The sequence below is a fragment of the Halomonas sp. IOP_31 genome (genome assembly GCF_021151495.1).
Taxonomy (GTDB): Bacteria; Pseudomonadota; Gammaproteobacteria; order Pseudomonadales; family Halomonadaceae; genus Modicisalibacter; species Modicisalibacter zincidurans.
The window spans coordinates 31,987-53,160 of record NZ_JAIRBP010000009.1 but is presented as its reverse complement, the minus strand read 5'-3'; the positions used below and the strand labels follow the sequence as shown (position 1 = coordinate 53,160).

The 21,174-nt window shown below is 64.3% G+C and carries 19 protein-coding genes; 1 reads left to right on the top strand and 18 read right to left on the bottom strand.

The features are described from left to right. Positions 1-49 precede the first annotated feature (49 nt). The 15 genes from K7I12_RS06890 to K7I12_RS06820 form a co-directional block, all read right to left on the bottom strand. Positions 50-922, bottom strand: a complete 873-nt coding sequence (locus K7I12_RS06890; protein ID WP_231663657.1) for a DUF1206 domain-containing protein — start codon at positions 920-922, stop codon at positions 50-52. Between the two features lie 7 nt (positions 923-929). Continuing rightward, a complete protein-coding gene (locus tag K7I12_RS06885) occupies positions 930-1,334 on the bottom strand; it encodes a hypothetical protein (RefSeq protein ID WP_031382922.1) in 405 nt (134 codons plus the stop codon). Positions 1,335-2,232: 898 nt separating this feature from the next. Then, a complete protein-coding gene (gene ureG / locus K7I12_RS06880) occupies positions 2,233-2,868 on the bottom strand; it encodes an urease accessory protein UreG (protein WP_031382921.1) in 636 nt (211 codons plus the stop codon). 27 nt (positions 2,869-2,895) lie between these two features. After that, on the bottom strand, positions 2,896-3,591 hold the full coding sequence (locus tag K7I12_RS06875) for an urease accessory protein UreF (protein ID WP_031382920.1): 696 nt from the start codon (positions 3,589-3,591) through the stop codon (positions 2,896-2,898). Next, complete coding sequence (gene ureE, locus K7I12_RS06870; RefSeq protein ID WP_031382919.1) at positions 3,581-4,129, bottom strand: urease accessory protein UreE; 549 nt, start codon at positions 4,127-4,129, stop codon at positions 3,581-3,583. The genes K7I12_RS06875 and ureE overlap by 11 nt, the downstream gene beginning before the upstream one ends. A 111-nt stretch (positions 4,130-4,240) precedes the next feature. After that, the gene (gene ureC, locus K7I12_RS06865) at positions 4,241-5,944 is read right to left on the bottom strand and encodes an urease subunit alpha (RefSeq protein WP_031382918.1); all 1,704 of its coding nucleotides are present in this window, start codon (positions 5,942-5,944) and stop codon (positions 4,241-4,243) included. Beyond that, positions 5,941-6,264, bottom strand: a complete 324-nt coding sequence (locus K7I12_RS06860) for an urease subunit beta (RefSeq protein WP_031382917.1) — start codon at positions 6,262-6,264, stop codon at positions 5,941-5,943. Before K7I12_RS06860 ends, ureC begins: the two co-directional genes overlap by 4 nt. 10 nt (positions 6,265-6,274) lie before the next feature. Beyond that, entirely contained in the window at positions 6,275-6,577 is a 303-nt protein-coding gene (locus K7I12_RS06855) for an urease subunit gamma (protein WP_031382916.1), read from the bottom strand. 125 nt (positions 6,578-6,702) lie between these two features. After that, on the bottom strand, positions 6,703-7,644 hold the full coding sequence (locus K7I12_RS06850; RefSeq protein ID WP_231663655.1) for an urease accessory protein UreD: 942 nt from the start codon (positions 7,642-7,644) through the stop codon (positions 6,703-6,705). Next, on the bottom strand, positions 7,641-8,351 hold the full coding sequence (urtE, locus tag K7I12_RS06845) for an urea ABC transporter ATP-binding subunit UrtE (RefSeq protein WP_231663653.1): 711 nt from the start codon (positions 8,349-8,351) through the stop codon (positions 7,641-7,643). The genes K7I12_RS06850 and urtE overlap by 4 nt, the downstream gene beginning before the upstream one ends. After that, the gene (gene urtD, locus K7I12_RS06840; RefSeq protein ID WP_231663651.1) at positions 8,351-9,223 is read right to left on the bottom strand and encodes an urea ABC transporter ATP-binding protein UrtD; all 873 of its coding nucleotides are present in this window, start codon (positions 9,221-9,223) and stop codon (positions 8,351-8,353) included. The genes urtE and urtD overlap by 1 nt, the downstream gene beginning before the upstream one ends. Continuing rightward, positions 9,220-10,272 (bottom strand): urea ABC transporter permease subunit UrtC, encoded by a 1,053-nt coding sequence (gene urtC / locus K7I12_RS06835; protein ID WP_031382912.1) that lies wholly within the window; start codon positions 10,270-10,272, stop codon positions 9,220-9,222. Before urtC ends, urtD begins: the two co-directional genes overlap by 4 nt. Continuing rightward, entirely contained in the window at positions 10,269-11,921 is a 1,653-nt protein-coding gene (gene urtB / locus K7I12_RS06830; protein ID WP_231663647.1) for an urea ABC transporter permease subunit UrtB, read from the bottom strand. The genes urtC and urtB overlap by 4 nt, the downstream gene beginning before the upstream one ends. A 118-nt stretch (positions 11,922-12,039) precedes the next feature. Then, positions 12,040-13,275, bottom strand: a complete 1,236-nt coding sequence (gene urtA, locus K7I12_RS06825) for an urea ABC transporter substrate-binding protein (protein ID WP_231663711.1) — start codon at positions 13,273-13,275, stop codon at positions 12,040-12,042. A 349-nt stretch (positions 13,276-13,624) separates the two neighbouring features. Further along, on the bottom strand, positions 13,625-15,427 hold the full coding sequence (locus tag K7I12_RS06820) for an acyl-CoA dehydrogenase C-terminal domain-containing protein (protein ID WP_031382909.1): 1,803 nt from the start codon (positions 15,425-15,427) through the stop codon (positions 13,625-13,627). 395 nt (positions 15,428-15,822) lie between these two features. Here K7I12_RS06820 and K7I12_RS06815 point away from each other — a divergent pair, with 395 nt between their 5' ends. Further along, positions 15,823-17,490 carry a BCCT family transporter gene (locus tag K7I12_RS06815; RefSeq protein WP_031382908.1) on the top strand — a complete coding sequence of 556 codons (1,668 nt, stop codon included), beginning with the start codon at positions 15,823-15,825 and terminating at the stop codon, positions 17,488-17,490. 86 nt (positions 17,491-17,576) lie between these two features. Here the strand turns inward: K7I12_RS06815 and K7I12_RS06810 are convergent, their stop codons facing one another. The 3 genes from K7I12_RS06810 to cobA are packed head-to-tail and all read right to left on the bottom strand — an operon-like array spanning position 17,577 to position 21,162. Then, a complete protein-coding gene (locus tag K7I12_RS06810) occupies positions 17,577-18,305 on the bottom strand; it encodes a 3'-5' exonuclease (RefSeq protein WP_422723632.1) in 729 nt (242 codons plus the stop codon). Next, on the bottom strand, positions 18,305-20,212 hold the full coding sequence (locus tag K7I12_RS06805; RefSeq protein ID WP_031382906.1) for a DUF294 nucleotidyltransferase-like domain-containing protein: 1,908 nt from the start codon (positions 20,210-20,212) through the stop codon (positions 18,305-18,307). Before K7I12_RS06805 ends, K7I12_RS06810 begins: the two co-directional genes overlap by 1 nt. 59 nt (positions 20,213-20,271) lie before the next feature. Then, positions 20,272-21,162, bottom strand: a complete 891-nt coding sequence (cobA, locus tag K7I12_RS06800) for a uroporphyrinogen-III C-methyltransferase (RefSeq protein WP_231663645.1) — start codon at positions 21,160-21,162, stop codon at positions 20,272-20,274. Positions 21,163-21,174 lie beyond the last annotated feature (12 nt).

Below are 21,174 nucleotides of genomic sequence, written 5' to 3'. Positions count from 1 at the left end.
GAGCACTGCATGCAGGCCAACAGAAACCCCGCACTCCGTTGTTTACTTGTCAGGCACTGACGTCACGGAAACGCGCATTGATGAAGCAGTAGATGCCATAAGCGACCAAACCCAGCGAGACGATACCCAACAGCCAGGGACCCAACGGCTGCTGAGCCAACGTCGCCAGAGCGCCACCCAACCCTTCCGCTTCGCTAGGGTCGGACTGCCAGGCAGCCAGACAGAGAAACAGCCCAATGAGCAGAAACACGATGCCGCGGGCCGTCAGCCCCATGCGTGTGGCCCACTTGGCAAGTTTGCGCTGACGCTCGTTCATCTCTCGCATGTGCCAATTCTTCAGAAATGAGCATTTGACTGCACGAACGATCTGGCGCACGCCAACCCCGAAAAAGACCACACCCACTGCGAAGACCAGATAGATTCCTCCGGGATGGCTCATCAATTCGGCCGTGCGACCGGTTGGCGAGGTATTACCGGTGGCGGCGTTGCGCAGCAGGTTGAAGCTGTAAAGTGCCAGGCCGCTATAAATACCGCTGCTGACCAGAAACCCCAGACGCGCCGCAATGGCACGCACTCCGTAGCCCAGATTCTCGGTGTCGATCAGAGCCTGTAGCAGACGCCACACGGCGTAGGCGAGCAGGCCCAGGCTGAGCAATGCCAGCATGAGACCACCGAATGGCTGACTAGCCAGCTGGGTGATCGCCTGCTTGGTGTTGACACTGCTGCCACCCAGCCCGGCGGCAGCCAGCGACGCCAGGACGCCGACGATCATATAGACCACGCCTTTGGCGACATAACCGCAACGAGCGATGATGCGAACGACGCGTCTCGCCAGGATAGAGCGCGATGCCAGAGCGCGGAGCTTGCTGAAAGGGGCTGCCAGCATCGTCAGAAGCGATCCAGACTGTCGATCAGAGGGCATCGTGGGCTCATGCCTCGCCCACAGGTTGGAGAGGCTCCGCTGCCATGCGCTTGTGAATGGCCAATGGCTGCAGCAGCGCAAGCACACCGAGATAGTCGGCCAGGCTGTCGTCGACCAGCACGAAGAAGTGCGACTTGGGATCGGTATCGACCTGAATCAGATAGCGCACGCCCTCCAATGCATGTCGAAAAGCATCGCCCAGCACGGTGTCTTCCACCGGCGCATAGACGGTATAGACGCCCTGGACGGTTTCATAGGCCGTGTAGCCCGCTTCGTCAAGAAGGTTCTCGAGTGTTTGCGGCGCGCTAGCACGATCGCCATGAAGTAGCTCGGCCAACGTATTGCTCTGCTTGACCAGCCGGCCATCGGTATGCCTGTAGACTCCGCATCCTGGCACATCGTCTCTGAACATGACTCTCTCCTTGAACCGCCAGCGTCGCGCCTTGTTTCGCCAGTGTACGTGGGCCTCAGGGGATCCACAAATGCTGACTTATCCGGCAATTATCCTTTTTGTCGCCATTAAGAGACGCTGTAGAGCGCTGATTAGACTAACGTTAACGCCGCGTTCATGGTGAGCGTCAGATATTAGCAACGCTTAATAAAAGCTCAGCCGATGGATGCCCAGCCAACGACCTGCGCGGGCCTGGATGGTTTTTATAAACCACTGTATTTAAATTGAATTAAAATAGATGGCACGCTTATGGCTAAGTTTTTAGCGAGTGAGCAACTGGGCGCCGGGCACGCTACGCCCGCGTAGCAAGCCTGGCTCTTCGTGACTCACTCAATGCGATGTGTGACTTAGGTTGCGATGAGACGGCACCGCCTTCGGGCAAGGAAGGGTGTCTAGGGAAAGGATTCCCCGGCAAGGATGCCACCTATCCAGCATGCTGCGTCATCGATAGGGCATGCCATCGGGGTGGCCGCGTCTACGCCAAGGCGACGAGGCATGCCCATTCCGGGCCTTCGGGCCAGCGACTACCTCGTGTTCGCATCTCCGATAGTTCCCTGCGTACTGGACCGCCACTGATGGCGGTCCTTTTTTGGTTCTTCGCGGATCAGCGTGAAACGTCAAGACCCCGCTATTGGGAATAAACTCCCTCCCACGCAAACCAGCCTGGATGGCCCACTGGAGCATGGGGACGCCGGTGGGAGGAAACTGGTTCGCGATTGGCGCCGCAGGCGCCCGGCATGGCCGGGGAGGTACAGTGCCCGCCGCCATCGCGAATAAATTCGCTCCCGCAAGGGCAAGGAGCTTGTTCGCGAAGGCAAAGAATGAGACATGACACTCTCCTGAACGGTATAAAAGGGGATCAGCTGACGGCACGCACGTCCGGACGGCGCTCCGGCAGCATGCCGCGATCGAGAATGAATCGGATGATGGTCTCGAGCCCCACCCCGTCGTGCAGATTGGCGAATACGAACGGTCGCTCGCCGCGCATCTTGCATGCGTCGCGGTCCATCACCTCCAGCGAGGCGTGGACGTACTCGGCGATGTCGATCTTGTTGATGATCAGCAGGTCGGACTTGGTGATGCCCGGCCCGCCCTTGCGCGGAATCTTGTCGCCGGCGGAGACGTCGATCACATACAGGGTCAGGTCGGACAGCTCGGGACTGAAGGTCGCCGAGAGGTTGTCGCCGCCGGATTCCACCAATACCAGCTCCAGATTGGGATGGCGGCTGTGCAGATCGTCGATGGCAGCGAGGTTCATCGAGGCATCTTCGCGAATCGCGGTATGCGGACAGCCGCCGGTCTCGACGCCTAGGATACGGTCCGCGGCCAGCGCATCGTGCTTGAGCAGGAAATCGGCATCCTCGCGGGTGTAGATGTCATTGGTGACCACCGCAATATCGTAATGGTCGCGCAGTGCCAGGCAGAGCTGCCTGAGCAGGGCCGTCTTGCCGGAGCCTACCGGGCCGCCGACACCCACACGCAAGCAATGATTCATGGCGTTACTCCTTCCTTAAATGACCGCTCAGCTACGAAATAGCCGCGAATATTGGGTTTCATGATGGGCGCTGGCCAAGGCTAGCCCCGGCAATGCCGGCCCCAGCTCCTCGTCCTCCAGCGCCAGGGCCGTGTCGACTGCCGCCACCAGCTGCGGTCGCAAGCGCTCGATCAGCCGCTGGGCGCTGGTCTGCCCCAGCGGCAGGGCCTTGCAGGCCACCGCCAGCTGGTTTTCCAGCCAGGCCCAGGTGAAGCCGAGCAGGCTGTCACGGACCGAGATACCCCGCTGCCAACTGGCGAGCGCGAACGTCGCGGCGTAAGTCGGGCGGGACGGCAGCGACGGCGCCAGCGGCAGCCGATCCAGCGAATGCAGCAGGCGCACCATGGCCTCACCGAGCCGGAAGTCCTCGGCGGCCAGCTCGGCGGTCTCGCGATTGGCCTGCAGCCAAGCGTTCCATGCGGCGAGGGCGTCTGCGTCGCCGGCCTGCCAGGCGTCGTACAGGCGCGCCAGTGCCGGCAGGTCGCAACGGGTCAGGCCATCCTCGAGCACGCCTGCCAGCCATTCGCCGAGGGTCACCTCGTCGCTCACCCAGCCCAGATCGAAGGCGCTTTCCAGCCCCTGGGACCAGGCGAACGCGCCGATCGGCAGCGCCGGACTGACCAGTTGCAGCAGGCCCAGCAGGGCCAGGTCGTCACTGCCGGCCTGGCTGGACTCAGTGGGCATGGCCGGGCTCGTGGTCGTGTCTATGTGACTGGCCATGATCGTGGTTATGACCGTGGGAATGTCGATGTCCGTGGGAATGATCTTCACCCTGCGAATAGGCGCCCGGCTCGGGGTCGAATGGCGCCTGGTGATGCTCGAGCGTCGCCCCCAGGCGCTCGGCGAGTTCCTCGAGCACGTGGTCCGGCGGGAAGCGCACCCAGCCCTGATCTCGTGAAGAGCGTTCGTCGCCGCCGATGGCCAGTTGCACGTGACGATTGCCCAGGTGATAGCACAACCGTGCCAGCGCCAGTGTGCCTTCGATGCGCGCCGTCACGGCCGGCTCGTCGGCCGCCCTGACCCGAATCACCTCGCCGCTTTCGGCACGCAACCCTTCGCCATCGCGCAGCACCGGGCCACGTTCGAGGAACAGTCCCAGCTCGCGGCCGGCATCGCTGACCGCCTTGAGCCGACCGCGCATCCGCGCCTCGAACGGCAGCGTCAGGGTGTCGCTCGCCGCGCTTTCATCTATCGGCCCCAGGCGTTCAATCAGTTTCAACATGTTTCACCTCAGCACGCAGGTCAGTGTGGGAGCGAATTTATTCGCGATTAGGGCAGCCGAAACCGATCGGGAACAAGTTCCCTCCCACCAAGAACTTCAGCCGTGATGGTTTTAAAATAAGTGATAACGCTGGGCCAGCGGCAGTTCCGTCGCCGGCTCGCAGGTCAACAGTTCGCCATCGCAACGCACCTCGTAGGTCTGCGGGTCCACCTCGAGATGGGGGCAGACCCCGTTGAGCTTCATGTCGGCCTTGCGCACGCCGCGCACGTCCCTGCAGGCCAGCAGCTCGCTCTGCAGTCCCAGGCGCTCGCGGATGCCGGCATCCAGCGCGGCCTGGCTGACGAAGGTCAGGCGCGTACGGCTGGCCGCGCGGCCCAGAGCGCCGAACATGGCCCGGTAATGCACCGGCTGCGGCGTGGGGATCGAGGCGTTGGGGTCGCCCATGGGCGCCGCGGCGATCATCCCGCCCTTGAGCATCATGGCCGGCTTGACGCCGAAGAAGGCCGGCTCCCACAGCACCAGATCGGCCAGCTTGCCGACCTCCACCGAGCCGACCTCATGAGCGATGCCATGAGTGATCGCCGGATTGATGGTGTACTTGGCGATGTAGCGTTTGGCGCGAAAGTTGTCGGTGCCGCGTTGGGTGTCTTCCGGCAGCAAGCCACGCTGCACCTTCATCTTGTGGGCGGTTTGCCAGGTTCGGCAGATCACCTCACCGACCCGCCCCATGGCCTGGGAGTCCGAAGCGATCATCGATATCACGCCCAGATCGTGAAGGATGTCCTCGGCGGCGATGGTCTCGCGGCGGATGCGCGAATCGGCGAAGGCCACGTCCTCGGGAATGTTGGGATCGAGGTGGTGGCACACCATCAGCATGTCGAGGTGTTCATCGATGGTATTGACGGTGTAAGGGCGCGTGGGATTGGTCGATGACGGCAGCACGTACGACTTGGCGCAGGCGGTGATGATGTCCGGTGCATGACCGCCCCCGGCGCCCTCGGTGTGGTAGGTATGAATGCAGCGTTCCTTGAACGCCGCCAGGGTATCCTCGACGAAGCCCGACTCGTTCAGCGTGTCGGTGTGGATGGCGATCTGCACATCGAAACGCTCGGCGACGCTCAGGCAGTTGTCGATGGAGGCCGGCGTGGTGCCCCAGTCCTCGTGCAGCTTGAGACCCATGGCGCCGGCCTCCAGTTGCGCCTCCAGCGCCTCGGGCAGGCTGGCATTGCCCTTGCCGAGAAAGCCGATGTTCATGGGCATGTCATCGACGGCCTGCAGCATCTTGCCGATATGCCACGCGCCCGGCGTGCAGGTGGTGGCGTTGGAACCGGTGGCCGGGCCGGTGCCACCGCCGAGCATGGTGGTCACGCCGCTCATCAGCGCTTCTTGCACCTGCTGCGGGCAGATGAAGTGAATATGCGCGTCGATGCCCCCGGCGGTGAGGATCTTGCCCTCGCCGGCAATGATCTCGGTCCCCGGGCCGATGACGATGTCGACATCCGGCTGGGTGTCCGGGTTGCCGGCCTTGCCGATACTCGCGATACGGCCCTGCTTGAGCCCCACGTCGGCCTTGACGATACCCCACCAGTCGACAATCAGCGCGTTGGTGATGACGGTATCCATCACCGCCTCGTCGAGGCGCTGGCTCTGCCCCATGCCATCGCGAATCACCTTGCCGCCGCCGAACTTGACCTCGTCGCCATAGTGAGTGAAGTCCTTTTCGACCTCGATCCACAGCTCGGTATCGCCGAGTCGCACACGATCCCCCACGGTGGGGCCGTACATGTCGGCATAGGCCTGACGCGTGATCTTCATGATTTATCTCCCTGATCCAGGTGCCCCATGACCTCTCCGCGGAACCCATAAATGTGGCGCTTGCCGACAAAGGGAATCAGGGTCACCTCGCGACGCTGGCCGGGCTCGAAGCGAATCGCCGTGCCCGCCGCCACGTCGAGGCGATAACCGCGCGTCTTGTCGCGGTCGAAGATCAAGGCCGGATTGGCCTCGGCAAAGTGGTAGTGCGAACCGATCTGGATGGGCCGGTCGCCGGTATTGGCGATCATGACGGTGATCCGCTCGCGCCCCGCGCAGAGCTCGATCTCGCCGTCCTGCAATTGGTATTCACCGGGAATCATCGACAACTCCTTACACAATGGGCGAATGCACCGTGACCAGCTTGGTACCGTCCGGAAACGTCGCCTCGATCTGTACGTCGTCGACCATCTCGGCCACGCCTTCCATCACCTCGTCGCGAGTCAGGATCTCGCGCCCGGCGCTCATCAGTTCGGCGACGCTCTTGCCGTCGCGGGCGCCTTCCAGGATCTCGAAGCTGATCAAGGCCACCGCCTCGGGGTAGTTGAGCTTGAGACCACGGTCGCGGCGGCGTTCGGCAAGCTGCGCGGCGGAAAACAGCAGCAGCTTGTCCTTGTCTCTCGGGGTCAGTTCCATATCGGCAACTCTCTCTTCATGAATTCGGGCTTCGGGCTTCGGGCTTCGGGCTTCGGGCTTCGGGCTTCGGCAGCATTCTAGCTCGCAGCTCGTTGCCCGTAGCTCGTGGCCGGCACTAAGTGCCGCTACGTCATCCATATTCTCGGCATGCATGCCTCGCGCCCGCAGAGCCAGGGCCTCAGCACTTTCCATGCCTGCTGACAAATTTCCCAGGCGGCATTGCGCTCATCGCCCAGGTAGCGCAGCAGGAGCACGTCGCGGCGCTGGGTGACCGCCCAGTGCCGCGACGCCGGCAATCGCTGCCGCAGGGCATCCACCGCCGCCGCAGGGTCGTCGAGCCCCACTGCCCAGAGCGTCGCCTGTACCGTACTGCCGCCCTGCCCCCAATGGCCGTGGAAGCGCGGATGCATGGGATCGAGCGGTTGACGCTCGATCCATAGCGGGCATCCGTCGCGCGTCAACGCGAAGCGTTGCTCGACCCGCCCGCTGGCGAACGGCAACTGGCTGGCGGGGCGTCCCAGCGCCAGGACTTCCCAGCCCACGCAGCACCCATCGCCCTGCACATCCAGCGTCGTGCTCTGTACGCCACGCGCGCCGTCGAAACACAGGGTTTCCTGCGGCAGCCATTCGAGCAGCGCGCCGGGCCGCACGGTCAGGTGCGTGTGCTGCCCCCAGCACACGCCATGGCTATCGGCGCGATACAGCTTGGTCGCCGCCGGGGTGGTCAACAGGGCATGGGCGCCGCGCTCGGCCTCGATGTCGATGCGCAGCTCGTCGCCGCTGACCAGTCCGCCCGGCGGGTGCAATAGATACACATGGCAAGGCGTTGCGTAGCGAGAGTCGGCGACATGGTCCGTTTCGGGATAGAACGGCCGTTGCACGCGCAGGGGGCCGTGGTGGCGCGCGTGGGTCATGCGCGTGCGTTCATCGCGGGCGCGAAAGGCCAGCGACAAGCAGGCCGCCCAATGACGCCGGGTGTCGAAGCGATGCCCCGAATCGCCGGATGGCGTCTTGCCCGGTGATTCGCCGGGAGACGCCACATGGCCGGGAACAGACAAGTCCGTCATACCGTCAGGTGCCGTTTGATCAGGTCATCGTCGAGTTCACCGATCTCGCCGCCGGCGACCGTCTGTCCCCGGTCCATGATCGTGAAGCGGTCGGCGTACTTGCGCGCGAACGGCAGCTTCTGCTCGACCAGCAATACGGTGAGCCCGTCCTCCTGGTTGAGCCGACGCAGCACCTCGCCGATCTGCGCGACGATGTTGGGCTGGATGCCCTCGCCGGGTTCGTCGAGGATCAACAGGCGCGGCTCGATCACCAGCGCCCGGCCGATCGCCAGTTGCTGTTGCTGGCCGCCGGACAGATCGCCGCCCCGCCGGTGGCGCATTTCCCTGAGTACCGGAAAGAGTTCGTAGATACGCTCGGGAATGCCTCGCTCCGCCTCGCCTGATACACGCTTGCGCCGTGCCGGCAGGCCGATGCGCAGGTTCTCCTCCACGCTCAGCGTGGCGAAGATCTGACGCCCCTGGGGCACGTAGCCGATGCCCAGGTCGGCGCGGCTCTCCGGACGCCGCTCGAGCAGGTTCTCCTCGGCGAAATTCAGCTGACCGGCGCGCACCGCCACTTCGCCCATGATGGCCTTGAGCAGCGTGGTCTTGCCCACGCCGTTGCGGCCCATCACGCAGGTACAGCGCCCCGCCGGCACCTCCAGCGAGAGATCGCGCAGGATATGGCTTTCGCCGTAATACTGGTTGAGCGTGTCGACGCTGAGCATCACTCTCCCTCCCGCGCGTTGGACGACGCGTCACCACCCAGATAGACCTCGATCACCCGCGGGTCGTTGGCGATTTCGTCCATGCTGCCCTCGGCGAGCACGCTGCCCTGGTGCAGCACGGTGACGGTACGCGCGATGGAGCGCACGAAGCCCATGTCGTGCTCGACCACCACCACCGATTGCTGGCCGGCCAGGCGCGTCATCAACTCCGCCGTGCGGTGCATTTCCGGCTCGGTCATGCCCGCCACGGGCTCGTCGACCAACAGCAGGCGCGGGCGCTGCATCAGCAACATGCCAATCTCCAACCATTGCTTCTGACCATGCGAGAGCACGCCGGCCAGCCGCTCGCGCTCGGCACTGAGGCCGATGGTCTCCATGACCTCGTCGATACGCTCGCGCCCCTCGTGGTCGAGCCGGGCCAGCAAGGTCTTCCACACGCGCCGGTCGCCGGCCATCGCCAGCTCGAGGTTGGCGCTCACCGACAGCGCCTCGAACACGGTGGGTTTCTGGAACTTGCGGCCGATCCCCAGGTTGGCGATCTGCGGTTCGTCCATCTGCAACAGGTTATGGCGGCTGCCGAACCAGGCCTGGCCGCGATCGGGACGCGTCTTGCCGGTGATGATGTCCATCATGGTGGTCTTGCCGGCGCCGTTGGGACCGATGATGCAGCGCAGCTCGCCGTCGTCGATGGTCAGGTTGAGATCGTCGATGGCCTTGAAGCCGTCGAAGCTCACGCTGACATCCTCGAGGTAGAGAATCGGCCCGTGACGCACGTCGACGGGGGAATCCGCCGGCGCCATGAAGTCGAAGACGCGATCGGGACGCGCGAACTCGCGCAGGCGTTGCATGCGCTGCGAATCCATCATGCTCATGCGGTCACCTCCCGGCGCCGACGCAGGCGTGCCATCAAGCCCGCCACACCCTGCGGCAGGAACAGGGTGACCACCACGAACAAGCCCCCCAGCAGGAACAGCCAGGCGTCGGGCATCACCCCGGTCAGCAGCGTCTTGAGATAATTGACGACCAGCGCGCCGAGCAGCGCGCCGTAAAGCGTGGCGCGGCCGCCCAATGCGACCCACACCACCACCTCGATGGAGAACAGCGGCGCGAAGGTGCTCGGGTTGATGATGCCGACCTGTGGCACGTAGAGCGCCCCGGCAATGCCCGCGATCATCGCCGACAGCACGAACACCGCCAGCTTGACATGCTCGACGCGATAGCCGATGAAGCGCACCCGTGCCTCGGCGTCCCGGGTGGCCATGCACACCCGCCCGAGCCGTGACCGGGTGACCGCCTTGCAGCCCCAGAACGCCAGCAGCACGGCCACGCCCGAGGCCACGAACAACGCCACGCTCATGCCTTCGCTGGCGAGCGAAAAGCCCAGCAGCTCATCGAACCGCGTCAGCCCGGTGCTGCCGCCCATGTCCATCTCGTTGCGGTTGAAGGCCAGCATCAGCGCGAAGGTCAGCGCCTGGGTGATGATCGAGAAGTACACGCCGGTGACCCGCGAGCGAAACGCCAGCCAACCGAAGATCAGCGCCAGCAGCCCCGGCGCCAGAACCACGGCGAGCGCCGCCACGGGAAAGTGGGCCAAGACACCCTGCCAGGGCGCCAGCGGTGCCTGCTGCGCGGTCAGATAGAGCCCCATGGCGTAGCCGCCCAGGGCGAAGAAGGCCCCGTGGCCCAGGCTCAGGATGCCCAGGTAGCCCCAGATCAAATCCACCGCCAGCGCCAGCAGCATGTAGGTCAGATACTTGCCCAGCAGCGAGACGACGGAACCGTCCAGGTGCCAGGCATGCTCCGGCGGCAAGGCATGGAGCACAACCACCGCCAGCATGCCGACGATCAGCACGACGCTGGTGATCCAGGTCGAGCGCTCATCGAGCAAGGAATTGCGTTTGAACATCGTGGCGAGACTCATGATGTCCGCCCCTTGGGCGCGAAGAGGCCCTGCGGACGTTTCTGGATGAACAGGATGACGCCGATCAGCACGATCACCTTGGCCAGCACGGCACCGACCCAGGGCTGCAGGACCTGATTGATCACCCCCAGCGACATGCCGGCGACCAGCGTGCCCCACAGATTGCCGACGCCGCCGAAGACCACCACCAGGAAGGAGTCGACGATATAGCTCTGCCCCAGGTTGGGCCCCACGTTGGTGATCTGGGACAGCGCCACGCCCGCCAGCCCGGCGACCCCGGCGCCCAGGCCGAAGGTGAGCATGTCCACCCGCGCGGCGCGCACGCCCATCGAGCGTGCCATGGCACGATTCTGGGTCACCGCGCGCACCTCCAGCCCCAGCCGGGTGTAGCGCATCAGCGCCCACAGCGCGGCGAACACCACCAGGCAGAAGAGCAGCACGCCCAGGCGGTTGAGGGTCAGCGACAAGGCCTCGTTGACCTGCCATGCGCCCTGCAGCCAGTCCGGCGAGTTCACGCGCCGATTGAGCGGCGAGAACACCGTGCGCACCAGTTGTTGCAGAATCAGGCTGATGCCGAAGGTCGCCAGCAACGTCTCGAGCGGGCGCCCCTTGAGAAAGCGGATCACGCTGCGCTCGATGAGAATCCCGAATGCGCCCGCCACCAGGAAGCCGCCGGGGATCGCCAGCAACAAGGCCAGCCCCGGCTGCCCGGGCAGAACCTGCTGGATCATCCAGGTGGTGTAGGCCCCCAGCATGATCAGCTCGCCGTGCGCCATGTTGATCACCCCCATCACCCCGAAGGTAATCGCCAGGCCAATCGCCGCCAGCACCAGCACGGACCCCGCGCTCAAGCCGAAGAACAGCGTCTGGCCGCGCTCGTACCAGGCACGCTTGCTCTCGATGCCGGCCAGCGTCTCGCCGGCCTGGGCAGCGATCGGGGCGTCGCTGGCGGCGATGGTAGAGAGCGAATTGCGCACGCGGGTGTCGAGATTGCCGCGCAGGGTCGCCAGGACCGCGGCATCGCCCTGCTCCACGCGATACAGCGCCAGCGCGGTTTCGATCTCGGCGCGTACCGCGGAACTCTCCTCGTCGTCGAGTTGTGCAGCGACCGCGTCGACGCTTTGCGCATCGACCTCGCCGATCAAGCGCTTGGCGGCATCGAGACGGGTCGCCTCGTCGCCCGCGTCGAGCGACAGCGAGGCGATCAGGCCCTGCAACTGGGTACGCATCGCGTTGTTGATGCGAAACGCATCGACGCGGCGACGGGAGCCGGTGCCGGCGTCCTCGAAGGTGATGGCATCGATGATCGGCCATTCGCGGCCGCTATCATCGGTGATGATGTAAAAACGTTCGCCGCGACGCTCGCGTCCCAGACGGCCGTCGAGCAAGGCCTCGAGCCAGCGCGTTTTCTGGGCGGCGTCGCTGGCGGCGATGGCCTGGGCGGCCTCGGCCTTGGCATCGAAGTCGTCGGTGTCCAGCGCCTGCAGCAGGGCCTGGGCACGCTGTGGCGTCACCTCGGCCTGCACCGGCGAGACGCCGACAAGCCACACCAGCAGTACGGCCACGACCGTCAGGCAACGCCGAAGACCGGTGCTGGCTTGCGATCCGATCACGATGCCAGGTCGCATCTTCGCGTGAGTTGGCGTCATCGAAGGATTCCTTCTCGCGCCGCGACGGTCGCGGCGCACGATTCGGGAGCGCCCCGTTCTTCAGGGCGCCTTGACGTGAAGGAAACGGCAAGGCGCAGGTCGCTTGCCATGGGCGTGCTTACTCGGCGCCGTCTTCGCAGGTCATGGTGTCGACATTGAGCTTTCCGCAGCGCAGCGGGGTACGCCAATCGCTGATCAGGTTCTGCGACTCGGGGAGATAATCGGACCAGGCGTCGCCGGCAATGGTGCCAGCACTTTCCCAGACCACGCTGAACTGACCGTCATCCTGGATCTCGCCGATCATCACCGGCTTGGTGATATGGTGGTTGGGCATCATCGTTGCGTAGCCGCCGGACAGGTTGGGCACACTGACGCCGATGATCGCTTCCTTGACCGCGTCGACATCGGTGGTACCGGCCTTGCGCACCGCTTCCAGCCACATGTTGAAGCCGATGTAGTGGGCCTCCATGGGGTCGTTGGTGACGGCGTTCTCGTCATCGGTGTAGTCGATCCAGTTGTCGATGAAGTCGTAGTTGGCGTCGCTGTCGACGCTCATGAAGTAGTTCCAGGCCGCCATATGCCCCACCAGCGGTCCGGTATCGATGCCGCTGAGTTCCTGCTCACCCACCGAAAAGGCCATGACCGGAATGTCGGCGGCACTGATGCCCTGGTTGGAAAGTTCTGTGTAGAACGGCACATTGGCATCGCCGTTGATGGTCGAGACCACGGCGGTCTTCTTGCCCTGGCTGCCGAAATCCTTGACCTCGGCGACGATCGACTGCCAGTTGCTGAAACCGAACGGCGTGTAGTTGATCATGATGTCGTCGTCGGCGACGCCGTGATCCTTGAGGTACGCCTCGAGAATCTTGTTGGTGGTGCGCGGATAGACATAGTCGGTACCCAGCAGCGCCCAGCGCTCCACGCCCTGGCTCATCAGGTAGTCGACCGCGGGAATCGCCTGCTGGTTGGGCGCCGCGCCGGTATAGAAGATGTTCTCGGAAGACTCTTCACCTTCGTATTGAACGGGATAGAACAACAAGCCGTTCTGTTCCTCGACCACCGGCAGAACCGCCTTGCGCGACGCCGAGGTCCAGTTGCCGAAGATCACGTCGACCCGGTCGTCCCCGGTCAACATGTCGCGTGCCTGCTCGGCGTACAGCGACCAGTCCGAGGCCGGGTCCATCACCACCGGTTCGAGCTGCTTGCCCAGCAACCCGCCGTTTTCGTTCTGCTGTTCGATGAGCATCAGCAGCTCATCCTTCAGCGTCGACTCGCTGATCGCCATGGTCCCGGAAAGAGAGTGCAGGATCCCCACTTTGATGGTGTCTTGCTGGGCGAAAGCGGGGAAGGACATGCCCAGGGACACCAGCGAGGCGCCAGCCAACCAACGAAGGGAAACATTCAGCTTTTTCACGGCAATCTCCTTGCGAATGATTGTTATAGGTATCCACGACACCGAATAACGTCGCGTTACCCCTCGCAAGGCATGTGCCAACCTAGTTTATTTCGCTTATTTACCCTATTAATCAGTATCTTATACAATATATGCCGCTCACCCCCTTTTCTTCCATGCACCATTGTTGTTCAACGCACCTCTTTCATGCACCACCACGACGACAACCTGCCCATCAGATGCATCAATTCGGGCAATTGAAAAAACCGGCCTCAAGAGGCCGGGGTCGTATCCTGTACTTTCAAGCTCATCATTCGGGATAGAAGTCCTCTTCGGCCAGATTCATCAATTCCTCGGCGCCCGCCTCGATCTGTCGTTCCAGGGCTTCGATACGCGGCAACATGCGTGTCAGGTAGTGACGGCCGACCGCCAGCTTGGTCCGGTAGAAGCGCTCGCCGACGCCGCCGTCTTCGCCCAGCCCGCGCTGTGCGGCACGCATCATCTTCCACCACATCCAGGCGTAGGCGACGTGGCCGAGCAGGTTGAGGTAGTCGACCGCCGCCGCGCCGAGCTCATCGGGGTGCTTCTCGCTCCGCCCGAGCACGCGGGTAGTGACGTTCTCGAGCAGCACCAGCGCCAGCGAGATGCGCGTGTGCGAATCGCGCAAGTCGGGCCCGGCACGCTCGCCGAGATCCTCGCGCATGGCCGCGACGAATTGCACCAGATAGCGGCCGCGGTTACGGGCCAGCTTGCGCCCTATCAGGTCCATGGCTTGAACGCCGTTGGTGCCTTCGTAGATCATCGCGATACGCGCATCGCGCACGTACTGCTCGGCCCCCCACTCCACGCAGTAGCCGCTGCCGCCGTAGATCTGCTGAGCCTCGACCGTCGACTCGAAGCCACGATCGGTGAGAAACGCCTTGGCCACCGGGGTGAGCAGTGCGACCAGCGCCTCGGCCTCGTCACGTACCGCCCCATCGGGATGGAACTTGGCACGATCGAGCTGCTGCGCCACGCAGGCGGCAAAGGCGCGCCCGCCCTCGTTCCAGGCACGCACGTTGAGCGCCATGCGCCGCACGTCGGGGTGCACCAGGATCGGGTCCGCGGGCTGTTGGGGATATCGAGCGCCGCCCGGCGCGCGGCTCTGCAGGCGCTCGCGGGCGAAATCCATGGCGCTCTGGTAGGCTACCTCGCCGAGCCCCAGCCCCTGGATGCCGATCGATAGCCGCTCGTAGTTCATCATCGTGAACATCGTCGCCAGGCCCTGGTGCGGCTCGCCAATCAGTACGCCCTGGGCCTGGTCGAAATGCATCACGCAGGTCGCGCTGCCCTTGATGCCCATCTTGTGCTCCAGACCGCCGCAACTGACGCCGTTGACATCGCCCAGTGCGCCATCCTCGGCGACCTTGCGCTTGGGCACCAGGAACAGCGAGATGCCCCGCGTGCCCTCCGGCGCATCGGGCAACCTGGCCAGCACCAGGTGGACGATGTTGTCGACCAGGTCGTGCTCGCCGCCGGTGATCCATAGCTTGCTGCCGCTGATCGCATAGCGCTCGTCGCCGATGGGCACGGCCCGTGTCTTGATCAAGCCCAGGTCGGTACCGCAGTGCGGCTCGGTCAGGCACATGGTGCCCAGCCACTCGCCGGCGTACATCTTCGGCAGGTAGCGCTGCTTGATCGGCTCGGAGGCGTGGTGGTCGAGCAACAGTGCCGCCCCGGTATTCAATGCCGGGTACAGCGCGAAGCTGGCGTTGCTGGCGTAGAGCATCTCCTCGAAGGCCACGGTAAGCAGCTTGGGCAGCCCCTGGCCGGCATAGTCGGGGTTGCCGCCCAGGCCGAACCAGCCCCCCTCGGCCAGGGTCCGCTGGGCCTCCTTGAAGCCCTTGGGCGTGGTGACCCGGCCCGCCTCGAAGCGACAGCCTTCGGCGTCGCCGCTCTGGTTGAGCGGAAACAGCTCGGCCTGGGTGACCCGCGCTCCTTCCTCCAGGATGGCCTCGGCAAGGTCGGGGGTGAGCTCGGCGGTTGCGGGCATCGCGGCCCACTCCTCACCAGCCTGAAAAACCTCGTTGAGCACGAAGCGCATGTCGCGCAGCGGCGCCTGGTAGCTGGCCATGAAACACTCCTGAAACGGTTGGCGGAAAGGTACGGTTTGCCTGAATACACGCGGCAGCACAAGAATTCAAACGATCGATTGGATACTAGTCCATTACCCCGGTCGGCTTATAGCCCGACCTTCGCCCGGCGCCGTTTGGCCGACACCGCGCCGGTGGCATGCCGAGCGCATGAATAAACGAACGCCGGACGGCGACAAAACCAGGCCCCGCTTCCGGTAGCAACTGTCGCCACTTTGCGTCAGGATAAAGGCACCAATTGCGCTCTCATTTTGCAGCGTCGCGTGACATGACACACGACGCCATTGATGCTTTGTCAGTTGGTCGCGCAATCTCGGCCTGGCCGGCAACGCCGCCAGCATACGCTTCGAACATCACACCGAAACGGAGATGCCCTATGGCTGAAAATCCCAACAGGCAGAACGAGTCGCCATCGCCGGAAAGCCAGGAAGGCATTCCGGCGCCGACCGGACGCTCGGACCTCATCGATACCGACTATGTGATCGGCCAGGACAACCTCACCACCCGCCGGTTTGGTGTGGATGTCGACCTGCACGGCAAGGTCTTCTCGATCTCCGCCTTGCTGATTCTGTTCTTCGTGTTCATCACCCTGGCTCTGCCGGACCAGATGGGCCCGATCTTCAATGGCGCCAAGAGCTGGCTGACCGGCAACCTGACCTGGGTGTTCCTGTTCGCCGCCAATATTTTCGTGGTGCTCACGGTCGTGCTGATCTTTACACCGCTGGGCAAGGTGCGCATCGGCGGCATGGAAGCCAAGCCGGACTTCAGTTACGCCGGTTGGTTCGCCATGCTGTTCGCCGCGGGCATGGGCATCGGGCTGATGTTCTACGGGGTTTCCGAGCCCATCACCCACTTCGGCACTTCGATGGCAGGCACCAGCGTAGAAGGTGGCGTGCGCACCGACTGGGCCCCGTTGGGTGCTGCCGCGGGCGATCAGCAAGAGGCCATCTCGCTGGGCATGGCGGCGACGATCTTCCACTGGGGGCTGCACCCCTGGGCGATCTATGCCGTGGTTGCCCTGGCCCTGGCGCTGTTTTCGTACAACAAGGGGCTGCCGCTGACCATGCGTTCGATCTTCTATCCGATCCTCGGCGAGCGGATCTGGGGGTGGCCGGGCCACGTGATCGACATCCTGGCGGTGTTCGCCACCCTGTTCGGCCTGGCAACCTCGCTCGGCCTGGGCGCTTCCCAGGCCTCCGCCGGCTTAAACTATCTGTTCGACACGCCCAACAACAACGTCACCATGGTGCTCCTGATCATGGGCATCACCCTCGTTGCGCTGATGTCGGTCATGGCCGGCGTCGACAAGGGCGTGCAGCGATTGTCCCAGGTCAACATGGTGCTCGCCTTCCTGTTACTGGCCTTCGTGATCGCCGTCGGACCGACGCTGATGATTGTCACCGGCTTTTTCGAGAATCTGGCGAGCTACCTGGCCTATCTGCCCGCGCTGTCCAATCCGTTCGGGCGTGAGGACGTCAACTTCAGCCAGGGCTGGACCGCCTTCTACTGGGCCTGGTGGATCAGCTGGTCACCGTTCGTCGGCATGTTCATTGCCCGGGTCAGCCGTGGCCGCAGCGTGCGCGAGTTCCTGATCGCCGTACTGCTGGTGCCCTCGCTGGTGTCGGTACTGTGGATGACCGCCTTCGGTGGCACGGCCATTCATCAACTGGTGGCCGACAATTTCGAGGGCGTCAAGAATGCCGCGCTCGAACTGCAACTGTTCGTGATGCTCGGGCAGCTGCCGTGGACTAGCGTCACCTCCTTCGTGGGTATCGTGCTGGTGATGGTGTTCTTCATCACCTCGTCGGATTCCGGCTCGCTGGTGATCGACTCAATCACCGCCGGCGGCAAGGTCGACGCACCCAAGCCTCAGCGCGTGTTCTGGGCGCTGATCGAGGGCGCCATCGCCATCGCGCTGTTGCTCGGCGGCGGCCTGACGGCGCTCCAGGCGGCGGTGATCTCGACCGGCCTGCCCTTCACGCTCGTGTTGCTGGCGGCATGCTATGCCATCGTCAAGGGGCTGATGAGCGAGCCACGCGCCTAAGCGTATGGCGCGCTCTCCATGAGAGCGCCACTGCCCATGAGAAGAGCGGCCCGCGGGCCGCTCTTCTTTTGCCTCGATCAAACGCCTCAGCGCCAGAATGTGCTCACCGGGGTCTGCCAGGAATAGTGGCGGGCAACCTGGGCCTGCAGCAGCTCGGCGGTGGCCAGGGCGTCGCTCAGCGCGTGATGACCCGTATAGGCCGGCAGATTGTAACGCTGGCGGCTTTCGTGCAGCCGGACCGATGCCGGCGGCCGCCCCACCAGACGCCGCAGCCACAACCAGCGCCGTCGGCGGTGACGCAGCGCTTCCAGCGACATGGTATCGATCATCGGGAACAGCAGATGCTCGTCGATTCGCTCGTGGATCGCCGAATCGAGGAATTCGCGTTCGATGGGCCGGTAGTGAACCACCGCCAGCCGTCCGGCCAGGCAAGCCAGCAATTCATCGAGTATGGCTTCCAGATCCGGCGCGTTGGCCACTTCCGAGTGGGTGATATGGTGGAACGTCACCGACTCGGCGCTCAGCGGTCGGCGTGGCGCCACCACCCAATAGCGTGCCTCGCTGAGGCGGATGCGCTCCAGCGTGAACGCAATCAGGCCGATGCTGACGATAGCGTGGCGACTGGCATCCAGTCCGGTGGTTTCAATATCCAGCGCCACCAGCGGCACATCACCGATGGGTGTCGCCGCCTCCGGCGTACCGGCGGCGTAATAGCGCGCGAGACGCGGATCGCGGGTCCGGCTTGCCCGCGAGGCCAGGTACGCCGGCCAATCGGGTACCTGCTGGCGCAGCCGGGAGAACAGGCGCATCACCATCAGCGCGACTTCGACGGCATCGGATAGCGAAAGCCGAGAAACTTCTGGGCATGGCTCAATACCTCGAAGGCATCCTTGAGATCCCGGCGCTCGCGCCCCGACAGGCTTTCCGGCTCGACGCTGTTGTCGGTGGTGTCCTCGTCGTGCTCGATGTCGTAGGCCTGGTGGCGGATGCGCACCATCGACAGCAGCTCGAAGGCATAGCGCAGCCGCTCGTTGACACCCTCGGGCAACAAGCGGGTACGGGCGATGTCGTTCAGCCGGGCGAAGGTATTCTGGGCTTTCGAACCACAGGCCAGCGCATGGATCCTCACCAGGTCGACCAGCGGTGCCGTGCCACGCCGTTTGAGATTGATCGACTGACGATGCTTGCCGTCCTGCTCCATCACGAAGGTGCGGAAGAAGCCCAGTGGCGGCGTTCGCCCCAGCGCGTTGCGCGCCATCGCCGCAAGGAACACCGGACGTTGCGGCGCGCGTTCGGCGATCAGATCCTGCAACTGCTCGACGTAGGCGGCCTCGCCATGCACGCTGGTCAGATCGAAGAAGATCGAGCTGTGCAACAGCCGCTCGGGGCTGGGCTCGTCCATCCATTCATTGAAGTAGCGCTTCCAGACCTTGAGTGGCTGACGCCAGCGTTCATGGGTGGCCATGATATCGCCCTTGCAATAAGCATAACCGCAGGCCGCCAGGCCATCGCAGACGAACGCCGCCAAGGCCTTGAAATAGCCGTCGTGGCGCCCAGGGTCGAAGCGGTCGTCGAGAATCAGCGCATTGTCCTGGTCGGCGGTGATGGTCGGCTCGCCCCGCGCCATGGAGCCCAGCACCATGAAGCAATAAGGCACCGGCGGCGGCCCCAGCTCGGCCTCGCCAAGCTCCAGCAGACGTCGCGCGAAACTGCGCCCGATGGTCGCCAGCGCCTGCCCGACAATTTCCGAGTTGGCGCCATCCTTGACCAACCGGGCAAAGGCGGTGCGCACTTCGCCACTCAGTGCCGCGAGCTGCGTCACGTCGGTCTGGTGGAAGATGTTGTTGACCAGATACAGGCTGCTGTGAGTCTCGTAGCGCACGATATCGGAAAGATTCAGCACCCCGACGGGATGGCGGCGATGCAGGACCGGCAGGTGCTGGACATTGTTGCGCAGCATGCAGAGCATGGCCTCGTAGACCGATTCATCCGACTGAATGGTGATCGGGTCATGCGACATCACCTCGCTGACTGGCGCCTGCGGCGAGATGCCATCGGCCAGTACCCGTGTGCAGAAGTCGCGGTCGGTCAGGATACCCGCCAGTCGCCAGGCCTGATCGTCGCGCCCGGTGAAGGAATGCTGCCAATCGCCGCCGGGGGCATCCAGCACCAGCACGCAGGTGGTGTTTTCCTCGCGCATCTGCTGAGCAGCCTGTTGCAGGGGCGTGCCGGCCTCGACCAGCACGGCCTGACGGTGGATCAGCTTGCGCACCCGGGTAGTCAGCAGCTCGCTGCCGCGATGCTGCTGCTCCACCGTGGCCTTGAGCCGCTGGCCGCCGGTATCGACGAAGTCCGAGAATTCGTCGTTCTCGTCGCAGAGTTGCTGGAACAGCGTCTCGGGAATGAAATAGACCAGCGAGTCCTCGAGCGCACGCACCGGAAAGCGCACCCGATTGTTTCGCAAAAGGTCCGAGTAACCGAAGATGTCGCCTTCGCTCAAGCGGTTGAACAGGCTCCCGCTGCGCTTGAACATTTCCACCGCGCCGCTGCGCAGATACCACAATTCATGGATTGGCTGGTCCTTGACCAGCAGCTCGGTACCGGCCTGGAAATAACGAACCTCCACCTGCCCCGCGACGCGATCCAGCAGCGCGTCGGGGAGCGTGTCGAACGGCGCGAACTGCGCCAGGTGATCGCGGATGTCCAGCTGTTCGATGGTCATGACGGCCTCGTCCATGGCGTCGGGGGTAGGAGTCATTTTCGAGAGCGCCCCGACGAGCGTCAACCGCCATCGGACATCGCTTCGTCTAGGCCGTCGGCATCGCCCTGCGGCGACGGATGCTTGCCATGCTCCCAGCCCTGGCTCGCCGCACGGGCGCCATCGAACCAGGCGAGCCGCGCGGCCAACGACACCACGCTGCCGACGACGATCAGTGTCGGCGGATGCACCGGCCCCTGGGTGAGACTGGCGGGAAGCGTCGCCAAGGTGCCGACGTGCAGGCGCTGGCGGGCGGTGGTGCCCTGCTCGACCAGCGCCAGCGGCGTCTCGCCAGCCAGGCCGTGCGCGCGCAGCTCGCGGCGAATCACCTCGAGGCTGCCCAGCCCCATGTAGAACACCAGCGTCTGCTGCGGCCGGGCCAGCGTCGGCCAGTCCAGGTCGCTGCTGCCGTTCTTGAGATGGCCGGTGACGAAGCGTACCGACTGGGCGTGATCGCGGTGGGTCAGTGGAATGCCGGCATAGGCCCCGCAACCCGAGGCGGCGGTGATCCCGGGTATCACTTCGAAGGCAATGCCGGCGTCAGCCAGCGTTTCGAGCTCTTCGCCGCCGCGACCGAAGATGAAAGGATCGCCGCCCTTGAGGCGCACCACCCGTTTGCCCTGGCGCGCCCAGTCGACCAGCGCCTGGTTGATATCCACCTGCGGCAGGCTATGCCGCGAACGCGCCTTGCCCACGTAGAGCCGCCTCGCGGCCGGGTTGGCCAGCGCCAGGATCTCGCTGCTGACCAACCGGTCATGGAGGATCACCTCGGCGACCCGCAGACGCTTCAGGGCCTTGAGCGTCAACAATTCGGGATCGCCCGGCCCCGCTCCGATCAGGCAAACCTGGCCACGCGGGAAGTCGTGCAACGCCGACGAGGCGGCCAAAGATTGCGCGGTGGGAGTGTCGGGCATCGGTCAGCTCTT

Bases quoted from the DNA above. Each gene is read 5' to 3' on its own strand.
- K7I12_RS06890 (WP_231663657.1), bottom strand. From the start codon at position 922: ATGCCCTCTGATCGACAGTCTGGATCGCTTCTGACGATGCTGGCAGCC.
- K7I12_RS06885 (WP_031382922.1), bottom strand. From the start codon at position 1,334: ATGTTCAGAGACGATGTGCCAGGATGCGGAGTCTACAGGCATACCGAT.
- ureG (WP_031382921.1), bottom strand. From the start codon at position 2,868: ATGAATCATTGCTTGCGTGTGGGTGTCGGCGGCCCGGTAGGCTCCGGC.
- K7I12_RS06875 (WP_031382920.1), bottom strand. From the start codon at position 3,591: ATGCCCACTGAGTCCAGCCAGGCCGGCAGTGACGACCTGGCCCTGCTG.
- ureE (WP_031382919.1), bottom strand. From the start codon at position 4,129: ATGTTGAAACTGATTGAACGCCTGGGGCCGATAGATGAAAGCGCGGCG.
- ureC (WP_031382918.1), bottom strand. From the start codon at position 5,944: ATGAAGATCACGCGTCAGGCCTATGCCGACATGTACGGCCCCACCGTG.
- K7I12_RS06860 (WP_031382917.1), bottom strand. From the start codon at position 6,264: ATGATTCCCGGTGAATACCAATTGCAGGACGGCGAGATCGAGCTCTGC.
- K7I12_RS06855 (WP_031382916.1), bottom strand. From the start codon at position 6,577: ATGGAACTGACCCCGAGAGACAAGGACAAGCTGCTGCTGTTTTCCGCC.
- K7I12_RS06850 (WP_231663655.1), bottom strand. From the start codon at position 7,644: ATGACGGACTTGTCTGTTCCCGGCCATGTGGCGTCTCCCGGCGAATCA.
- urtE (WP_231663653.1), bottom strand. From the start codon at position 8,351: ATGCTCAGCGTCGACACGCTCAACCAGTATTACGGCGAAAGCCATATC.
- urtD (WP_231663651.1), bottom strand. From the start codon at position 9,223: ATGAGCATGATGGATTCGCAGCGCATGCAACGCCTGCGCGAGTTCGCG.
- urtC (WP_031382912.1), bottom strand. From the start codon at position 10,272: ATGAGTCTCGCCACGATGTTCAAACGCAATTCCTTGCTCGATGAGCGC.
- urtB (WP_231663647.1), bottom strand. From the start codon at position 11,921: ATGACGCCAACTCACGCGAAGATGCGACCTGGCATCGTGATCGGATCG.
- urtA (WP_231663711.1), bottom strand. From the start codon at position 13,275: ATGTCCTTCCCCGCTTTCGCCCAGCAAGACACCATCAAAGTGGGGATC.
- K7I12_RS06820 (WP_031382909.1), bottom strand. From the start codon at position 15,427: ATGGCCAGCTACCAGGCGCCGCTGCGCGACATGCGCTTCGTGCTCAAC.
- K7I12_RS06815 (WP_031382908.1), top strand. From the start codon at position 15,823: ATGGCTGAAAATCCCAACAGGCAGAACGAGTCGCCATCGCCGGAAAGC.
- K7I12_RS06810 (WP_422723632.1), bottom strand. From the start codon at position 18,305: ATGGTGATGCGCCTGTTCTCCCGGCTGCGCCAGCAGGTACCCGATTGG.
- K7I12_RS06805 (WP_031382906.1), bottom strand. From the start codon at position 20,212: ATGACCATCGAACAGCTGGACATCCGCGATCACCTGGCGCAGTTCGCG.
- cobA (WP_231663645.1), bottom strand. From the start codon at position 21,162: ATGCCCGACACTCCCACCGCGCAATCTTTGGCCGCCTCGTCGGCGTTG.